The following is an 8,316-nucleotide window of genomic DNA, read 5'->3' as shown; positions in this document are numbered from 1 at the left end:
GCGGACCCAATCGTTGGTGTTGGCTTTGCCCAAGGACCTGCTATTGAAAAAGTTGCCAAAGAATATCCAGATATTCGTTTCACAATAATCGATTCAGTTGTTGACCTGCCAAACGTACAGTCCGTTGTTTTTAAAGAACATGAAGGATCTTTCCTTGTTGGTGTTCTTGCTGCAATGGCCTCTGAAAATCAAAAGGTTGGTTTTATTGGCGGCATGGACATTCCGCTTATTCGTAAGTTTGCCTGTGGTTATGCCCAAGGTGCAAAGTACGCAGTTGGTTCTGCCGAAGTTTACAGCAACATGACAGGAACAACACCATCAGCTTGGAACGATCCAAGTAAAGGTAGCGAACTTGCTAAAAGCCAGTTTGACAAAGGCGCTGATGTGATCTTTGCCGCTGCTGGCGGAACAGGTATCGGTGTTTACCAAGCAGCGAAAGATGCAGGTAAATACGCAATTGGTGTGGATTCAAACCAAAACCATATCCAGCCAGGAACAATGCTGACTTCCATGACCAAAGGTGTTGATGTTGCTGCCTATAACGCATTCAAAGATGCAATGGACGGCACCTGGAAGCCAGGTCTTCATGCGCTAGGTCTTGCTGAGAACGGCGTAGACTGGGCCCTTGATGATAATAACAAATCACTTATTACCGACGCAATGAAAGCCAAGGTAAAAGAAGCACGTGATGGCATCGTATCCGGTTCCATTTCTGTTCATGATTTCACATCCGATAACAGTTGCCCTGCGCTGTAATTGGGTAACTGATTTGAAATCAGAATAATAATCAAGTACTAGGTTTTTCTATGAGCGTAGAACGCATCAAGGCCCAAGGGCCTGACGCGGTGGGGGGGCAATCAGCCCCCCCACCATCTATTGAACTGCCCGCTATTGAACTGAAGGCAATCAGTAAAAGCTTTGGCCCTGTAAAGGCAAACCAAAACGTAGATTTGAAAGTTCTTCCGGGAACTATACACGGCATCATTGGTGAAAATGGTGCTGGAAAATCAACGTTGATGAGTATTCTTTACGGATTTTACGAAGCAGATAGCGGCGAAATCCTTATTAATGGTCAAACGAAAAAAATCCACTCTTCCAGAGATGCGATATCCTTTGGCATTGGTATGGTCCATCAGCATTTTATGCTCGTAGAAACCTTTACTGTACTTGAAAATGTAATGTTGGGCGCCGAAGGTGCCCCTCTTTTGAACAAAAGTAGTCAGACAGCAAGGGAAGAGCTTCTCAAGCTTTCGAAAGAATACAGCTTGGCAGTTGATCCCGATGCCATGACAGGTGATCTCCCCGTTGGTCTTCAGCAACGGGTTGAGATTTTAAAAGCCCTCTATCGTGGTGCTGAAATTCTTATCCTTGACGAGCCAACTGGCGTCCTGACACCACAGGAAACAGATCAGCTTTTCAAAATTCTTGATATCCTGCGCAGTCGCGGTGTGAGTATTATTTTGATCACCCACAAGCTTCAGGAAATTATGGCAATTACAGATCGTGTTTCTGTTATGCGTGCAGGAACCATGGTTTCTGAACGGGAAACATCAGCCACATCCAAAAATGAACTCGCCGAATTAATGGTTGGGCGGAAAGTTCTTTTGGAAGTGGATAAAACTGACGCTAATCCTGGTGAAATCTTACTGGACGCAAAAAACCTCTCCTATAGAGAAGATGGCATCACTAAGCTGGATGATGTTTCTCTCACCCTTCGCGCCGGGGAAATTGTCGGTATCGCAGGTGTATCCGGCAATGGCCAAACGGAATTACTTGCGGCCCTTAGCGGTATTTGCCCCCTTCAGACCGGATCAATTGATATTGGTTCCGTCCAAATCACACCACATGCCCTCAAAAACCCAAAAGAATTTAGAGAGTTAAGTGTAGGCCACGTTCCTGAAGACAGACATCGTATGGGAATGGTAACCGCTTTTAATGCCCAAGAAACAGCGATTATGGGTTTTCATGAAGATCCTGCCTATAACGGTAAGATCCTTATGGATAATAAAGCTGTCCAAGAACATTGTACTCGGTTGATGCAGGACTATGATGTCCGCCCGGAAGATCCCAAGTTAAAATCAGCAAATTTCTCTGGCGGCAATCAACAAAAACTCGTTCTTGCCCGAGAAATGGATCGACGCCCCGAAGTCCTTCTTGTTGGGCAGCCAACACGCGGCGTTGATATTGGGGCCATTGAATTTATTCATAAAAATCTGATCGCCATGCGCGATGCGGGATCTGCAATTCTTGTGGTCTCTGTAGAACTTGAAGAAATCATGTCACTCAGTGATCGCATACTGGTTATGTTCGAAGGCCGTATCGTTGGTGAAGTCGCAGGTAAAGATGCCGATGCACGCCAACTCGGCCTTCTAATGGGGAATGCAGGCACACAATCCAAAAGCTCTGAGCAGCAAAACAACAATAACACGACACACTCAGAGGAGATTTCGGCATGAGCAGTCCAAGTAAAGCGCTTCCCGCGTGGATTGACGTTGGTGTCATCCCCCTGATTAATATTTTACTCGCATTTTTTGTTTCGGGAATTGTTATTTTAATTATTGGTGAAGACCCAATAGAAGCAGTAAAAATTATAATCTATGGAGCTTTTGGGAATGACTATAATATAGGATATACACTCCATTATACCACGAACTTTATTTTTACTGGGCTAGCTGTTGCTGTCGCTTTTCACGCAAGCCTCTTTAACATTGGTGGCGAAGGACAAGCTTATATAGGCGGATTAGGTGTTGGTTTACTTTGCCTGGCTTTGGACCAATATGTTCCTTTCTGGATTATTCTACCGCTCGCGATTGCGACTTCCGGCCTTTTTGGTGCAGCTTGGGCTTATATCCCTGCTTATCTGCAAGCTTATAGAGGCAGCCATATTGTTATCACAACCATTATGTTTAACTTCATCGCATTTAGTTTGATGAACTACATTTTGGTAAATGTTCTTATTGAGCCAGGTCAAATGTCTCCTGAAAGTCGTGATTTTCTGGCATCGGCTCAAATGCCAACAATGCAAGAAGCCGTTGGATGGTTTGGAATAGAGATACAAAAATCGCCGCTTAACCTTTCAATTCTTCTCGCTCTATTTAGCTGCCTTTTTGTTTGGTTGTTCATTTGGCATACACGCTGGGGGTATGCCATTCGGATGTTTGGATTTAATGAAAACGCCGCAAATTATAGTGGCATAAACACTCGACGTTTAGTCGTCGGCACCATGTGCCTTTCCGGTGTTTTAGCTGGCTTTGTCGGTATCAATGAAATTATGGGGAACCATAACAGGGTGATGCTTGATTTTGTCGCAGGCGCGGGTTTCACAGGTATTGCTGTTGCACTGATGGGACGCAATCATCCCGTCGGAATTATTATTGCCAGCCTTTTGTTTGGTACCCTATATCAGGGTGGCGCAGAACTATCCTTTGAAATACCAACCATACAAGGAGAAATGGTTAAGGCTATTCAGGGGCTGGTTATTCTTTTCTGCGGTGCATTGGCATACATGGCTCGACCAACAATTGAACGCCTTTTTACAGCTATTGTTGTAAACAACGGCGCAAGAAAGGAGCAGACAAATGGATGATTTTCTCCTGTTGCTTCTATCGACACTCGACTCAACTCTGCGCGTATCAGCGCCGCTGGTGCTTTGCGCTATGGCGGGCATTTTCTCTGAAAGATCCGGTATCATCGATATCAGTTTGGAAGGTAAGCTTCTTGGTAGCGCTTTTGCCGCAGCAGCGGTTGCAGCAGTTAGTGGATCCGCATTTGTTGGTTTGGGTGCTGCAATCATTACCTCTATCCTTATGGCGCTTTTACATGGTTTCGCTTGTATTACGCATCGTGGAAATCAGGTCGTCAGTGGTCTTGCTATCAATATTCTCGCTTCCGGGCTTACGGTTACCCTTGGCGGTGCATGGTTCCACAAAGGTGGTCAGACACCAACACTGAGCGGTGATGCACGCTTTTCACCAATAACGTTGCCCGGTGCAGATTTCCTGTCAGAGATCCCAATTTTAGGCTCCATATATGTTGAATTAATTAGCGGCCATAACTTACTGGTTTATATTGCATTTTTAGCAGTTCCTGTTACGTGGTGGGTGCTTTACAAAACCCGGTTTGGCTTACGCTTGCGTGCTGTCGGAGAAAACCCACAGGCTGTTGATACTGCTGGTATTTCTGTTACGTTCTTAAGATATCGCTCGGTTATTATCGCTGGTATTCTATGTGGCATTGCCGGGGCTTACCTCTCCACGGGGCAAAATGCGGCATTTGGTAAAGAGATGTCTGCGGGACAAGGCTATATCGCCCTTGCCGCGATGATTTTTGGTAAATGGAAACCCGTACCGGGTCTTCTTGCTTGTATGCTTTTTGGCTTCCTTGATGCAATGGCTGTCAGATTACAGGGTGTCGCAATTCCAGGGATCGGCGAGATACCCGTTCAGTTTATGCAGGCACTACCTTATGTTCTTACCGTGATCCTGCTTGCTGGATTTATCGGTAAAGCTATTGCGCCAAAAGCTATTGGTCGCCCGTATGTGAAGGAGCGCTAAGATGGAACGACCCGAAATAATAGCTCAACTTAAAGAGAACATGTCGCGGGCATACGCCCCCTACTCCAAGTTTCATGTTGGATCTGTTATAAGATCAACAGATGGGCAATATTATAATGGATGTAATGTCGAAAATGCAGCCTATCCGTTAGGTGTATGCGCCGAAGGTGGCGCGATTTCTGCCATGGTGCAAAATGGCAGTCGTGAAATTGCTGAAATCTATGTCATGGGTGATGGTGATGCACTCGTTACACCCTGTGGTGGATGTCGGCAAAAAATTCGTGAGTTTGCAAATGCAGAAACACAAATTCACGTTTGCGGTCCCGAGGGACTGCGTAAAACCTTTACAATCGAAGACCTTCTTCCCTTTTCATTTGGACCTGATAATCTGAATAAATGACAAACCAAAATCAATCCTCGAATAATGCTTTAGACGTTATTCAAGGCCGCCTTAATGGCGTTATCCCAGAAGTAGCTATCATCCTCGGGTCTGGCTTAGGCCCCCTTGTTGAAGCCGTAAAAGACCCAACCACTATTTCATTTACTGATCTTCCCGGCTTTCCGCGCCCTTCCGTCGAAGGACACGCCGGGTCATTGATTCTTGGGCAAATCAACGGAACAGAAGTCCTCATTCTACAAGGCAGAAGCCATTATTATGAAAATGGTGATGCCACTGGTATGCTGACAGCAATTGAGACAATCAAAGCCGTTGGCTGTAAGCAGTTGCTTCTGACCAATGCAGCTGGAAGTCTACGCGACGAAGCTGGCCCAGGAAGCCTGATGTTACTTACAGATCACATCAATTATTCCGGCATGTCACCCCTGATTGGTGCGCGTGGGAATGATCGTTTTGTTGATCTGACCGATGCTTACGATCCCGCCATACGGCAAGCCTTGAAAGCTGTTGCTGATGAAAACGAGATCAAGCTACACGAAGGTGTTTATATGTGGTTCTCAGGACCAAACTTCGAAACACCCGCAGAAATAAGAGCCGCAAAGATCCTCGGTGCGGATGCCGTTGGTATGTCCACTGTACCCGAAGTTATTCTGGCAAGGCGTGCAGGTATACCCACTGCAGCAATGTCGATTATTACAAACTACGGTGCAGGTATGGGTGATACGGCTCTCACCCATGAACAAACCATGCGCAATGCCAAGATTGCCGCCGAAAGCTTAATTAAACTGGTAAGTAATTACCTGAAGAGTTTGGGATAAGATCATGACAAAAAATGCAAAACTAGCTTTAAGCCTGTTGGATCTCACAAGCCTTTCTGATGATGACACAAACGAAAGCATCCAAGCTCTCTGTTCAAAAGCAGTAACGCCCTTTGCCTCTGTCGCAGCTGTCTGTGTTTATCCTCCTTTTCTGCCCGTCTGCCAAGATGAGCTTAAGGGACAGGATGTCAATTTTGCTGCCGTAGCCAATTTTCCATCGGGCGATGAAGGGTTGGAAGCAGCCATTTCACAGACAAAAAACATCATCGCACTTGGTGGTAACGAAGTTGATCTGGTGATCCCTTACAAAGAATGGATCACTGGAAAGAAAAATTCTGCGCCAGAAATGATCCGCGCGTGCAAAGATATTTGCGGGGATCAGGCCGCGCTCAAGGTAATCCTTGAAAGTGGTGCATTCGATGATATGGACAGTCTTTACGACTTGAGTGTTGCGGCTATTAACGCCGGAGCTGATTTTATAAAAACCTCAACAGGTAAAACAGACGTGTCAGCGACAATCGAAGCCGCAAAGTCCATGTTAAAAGCCATTAAGGATAGCGGTAAAAATTGCGGTTTCAAGGCGTCAGGCGGTATTCGAACGCATGCTCAAGCTGTTGAATACATAGAACTTGCACAAAGTATCATGGGCGAAAACTGGGTCTGTGCAGATAATTTCAGATTTGGTGCAAGCGGCCTTTTGACTGATCTATTGAGCGTCTTAGGCCAAGCCACTGATTCTGAGCAAAAAAGCACCTACTAATGTTTCTTCCCCAAGAAGTAATCCGAAAAAAACGCGAGGGGCACGAACTTAGCAGTGAAGAGATCGCTTACTTTGTCAAAGGAATCACGTCAGGCGATATGAGCGACAGCCAAATCGCCGCTTTGGCAATGGCTGTGTTCTTTCAGGGAATGAGTAATGCTGAAACCGTCAGCTTAACCCAATCCATGACTCAATCAGGTGATACAATCGACTGGTCTGAATTACGTAATTTGGGTCCGGTACTGGATAAACATTCAACTGGTGGGGTCGGTGACAAACTAAGCTTGATGCTCGCCCCTATCGTTGCTGCCTGTGGCGGTTATGTCCCTATGATCTCTGGTCGCGGTCTAGGTCACACAGGCGGTACGCTGGATAAGCTGGATGCAATACCCGGTTACCAAACGTCGATTGATATTAACCGTCTGAAATCCGTCACGAAAACTGCCGGCTGTGCCATTGTCGGACAAACAGGTGATTTAGCCCCCGCAGACAAGCGTTTTTATGCGATCAGGGATATTACGGCAACGGTCGAAGCAGTTCCCCTGATCACCGCATCCATCCTCTCCAAAAAGCTATCTGCTGGCTTGGATCGTTTGGTGATGGATATCAAGGTTGGCAGCGGCGCCTTTTCCGGCACCTTGTCTATGGCTGAAGAGTTAGCAGAAACTATTGTAAGCGTTGCCAACGGCGCAGGTTTACCGACAAGGGCCCTCATCACCGATATGGATCAAGTCCTCGGCTCATCAGCAGGAAATGCGCTGGAAGTAAAAGAGGCCTGGTCCTACTTATCAGGAGAGATGAAAGAAGAGCGTACCGATATTATAACCATGTCACTTTGCTCTGAACTCTTGATCTTGGGCGAGTTGGCAACGACATACGATGATGCCCATCATAAAATCATGACTGTTCTATCCAATGGCAAAGCTCTTGAACAGTTCCAGAAAATGATCTCAGGTCTGGGTGGCCCTGTAGATTTTTGTGAAAAGCCGGATAGCTATCTGAAATCAGCAACCTACTGTGAGGATATCTATCTGGATACATCGGGGTATCTTGCCTCTATGGATACGCGGGAAATCGGTATGGCCGTTGTTGCCCTTGGTGGCGGACGTTCCAAGCCGGGACAGGAAATTGATCATGCCGTCGGTTTTGATCACATAGCTCCGCTAGGAACTTACGTTGATTCTTCCTGTCCTGTTGCGCGCATACACGCCAACTCTAAAGATCAATTAGCACGGGCAAAAGCTCAATATCTAAACGGTCTTTCTGTGGCAGATAAAATGCCTAATCAACAACATCCAATCTTAAAGTCATTAGTGAGCTAATATGGCTAGAGCCTTTATATTATTAATGGATTCATTTGGTATTGGCGGAGCACCGGATGCTGGTAGTTTTGGGGATACCGGCTCGAATACCCTAGGGCACATCGCGGAACAATGTGGCCTGGGGAATGCAGATAAAGAAGGCGTCAGACAAGGCCCCCTTTATTTGCCGAACATGGAAAGCCTTGGTTTAGGGCATGCTGCTTTTCAAAGTACAGGTAATTACCCCCAAGGCTTTAATTCTCAAACCAAGGCTATCGGGTTACATGGTGCTGCCAGCGAAATAAGTAAGGGTAAAGATACACCGAGCGGGCATTGGGAAATAGCAGGCGTTCCTGTGAAGTTTGACTGGGGATACTTCCCAAATAAAACGCCTTGTTTTGAAAAATCTCTTCTTGACGACATTATCAAAGTCGGAGAGTTCTCCGGTGCTTTAGGCCTCTGTCATGCATCCGGTACCGAGATTATC

8 protein-coding genes and 1 pseudogene are annotated in these 8,316 nt (G+C 46.2%); all 9 read left to right on the top strand.

Annotated elements, in window-relative coordinates; translation table 11 throughout:
• Positions 1-756 (top strand): BMP family ABC transporter substrate-binding protein (locus Q0241_RS02150; RefSeq protein WP_299372337.1); only part of this gene is annotated, 756 nt, incomplete at its 5' end.
• A gap of 50 nt (positions 757-806) precedes the next feature.
• Positions 807-2,456, top strand: coding sequence for an ABC transporter ATP-binding protein (locus Q0241_RS02145; protein WP_299372334.1), 1,650 nt, complete (start codon positions 807-809; stop codon positions 2,454-2,456).
• A complete protein-coding gene (locus tag Q0241_RS02140; RefSeq protein WP_299372331.1) occupies positions 2,453-3,586 on the top strand; it encodes an ABC transporter permease in 1,134 nt (377 codons plus the stop codon). The genes Q0241_RS02145 and Q0241_RS02140 overlap by 4 nt, the downstream gene beginning before the upstream one ends.
• A complete protein-coding gene (locus Q0241_RS02135; protein WP_299372328.1) occupies positions 3,579-4,553 on the top strand; it encodes an ABC transporter permease in 975 nt (324 codons plus the stop codon). Before Q0241_RS02140 ends, Q0241_RS02135 begins: the two co-directional genes overlap by 8 nt.
• A gap of 1 nt (position 4,554) precedes the next feature.
• The gene (cdd, locus tag Q0241_RS02130) at positions 4,555-4,953 is read left to right on the top strand and encodes a cytidine deaminase (protein WP_299372325.1); all 399 of its coding nucleotides are present in this window, start codon (positions 4,555-4,557) and stop codon (positions 4,951-4,953) included.
• Positions 4,950-5,768 carry a purine-nucleoside phosphorylase gene (locus Q0241_RS02125; protein ID WP_299372322.1) on the top strand — a complete coding sequence of 273 codons (819 nt, stop codon included), beginning with the start codon at positions 4,950-4,952 and terminating at the stop codon, positions 5,766-5,768. Before cdd ends, Q0241_RS02125 begins: the two co-directional genes overlap by 4 nt.
• A 4-nt stretch (positions 5,769-5,772) precedes the next feature.
• On the top strand, positions 5,773-6,528 hold the full coding sequence (deoC, locus tag Q0241_RS02120) for a deoxyribose-phosphate aldolase (RefSeq protein ID WP_299372319.1): 756 nt from the start codon (positions 5,773-5,775) through the stop codon (positions 6,526-6,528).
• On the top strand, positions 6,528-7,850 hold the full coding sequence (deoA, locus tag Q0241_RS02115) for a thymidine phosphorylase (protein ID WP_299372316.1): 1,323 nt from the start codon (positions 6,528-6,530) through the stop codon (positions 7,848-7,850). Before deoC ends, deoA begins: the two co-directional genes overlap by 1 nt.
• 25 nt (positions 7,851-7,875) lie before the next feature.
• Positions 7,876-8,316: pseudogene (locus tag Q0241_RS02110) on the top strand (phosphopentomutase); the annotation flags it as partial.

This window comes from uncultured Kiloniella sp., assembly GCF_937128705.1.
Taxonomy (GTDB): Bacteria; Pseudomonadota; Alphaproteobacteria; order Kiloniellales; family Kiloniellaceae; genus Kiloniella.
Note: the sequence above shows the minus strand (reverse complement) of the source record. Positions and strands in the feature narration are given on the sequence as shown.

Coding starts and splice junctions, on each gene's coding strand:
- Q0241_RS02145 (WP_299372334.1), top strand. CDS start 807: ATGAGCGTAGAACGCATCAAGGCCCAAGGGCCTGACGCGGTGGGGGGG.
- Q0241_RS02140 (WP_299372331.1), top strand. CDS start 2,453: ATGAGCAGTCCAAGTAAAGCGCTTCCCGCGTGGATTGACGTTGGTGTC.
- Q0241_RS02135 (WP_299372328.1), top strand. CDS start 3,579: ATGGATGATTTTCTCCTGTTGCTTCTATCGACACTCGACTCAACTCTG.
- cdd (WP_299372325.1), top strand. CDS start 4,555: ATGGAACGACCCGAAATAATAGCTCAACTTAAAGAGAACATGTCGCGG.
- Q0241_RS02125 (WP_299372322.1), top strand. CDS start 4,950: ATGACAAACCAAAATCAATCCTCGAATAATGCTTTAGACGTTATTCAA.
- deoC (WP_299372319.1), top strand. CDS start 5,773: ATGACAAAAAATGCAAAACTAGCTTTAAGCCTGTTGGATCTCACAAGC.
- deoA (WP_299372316.1), top strand. CDS start 6,528: ATGTTTCTTCCCCAAGAAGTAATCCGAAAAAAACGCGAGGGGCACGAA.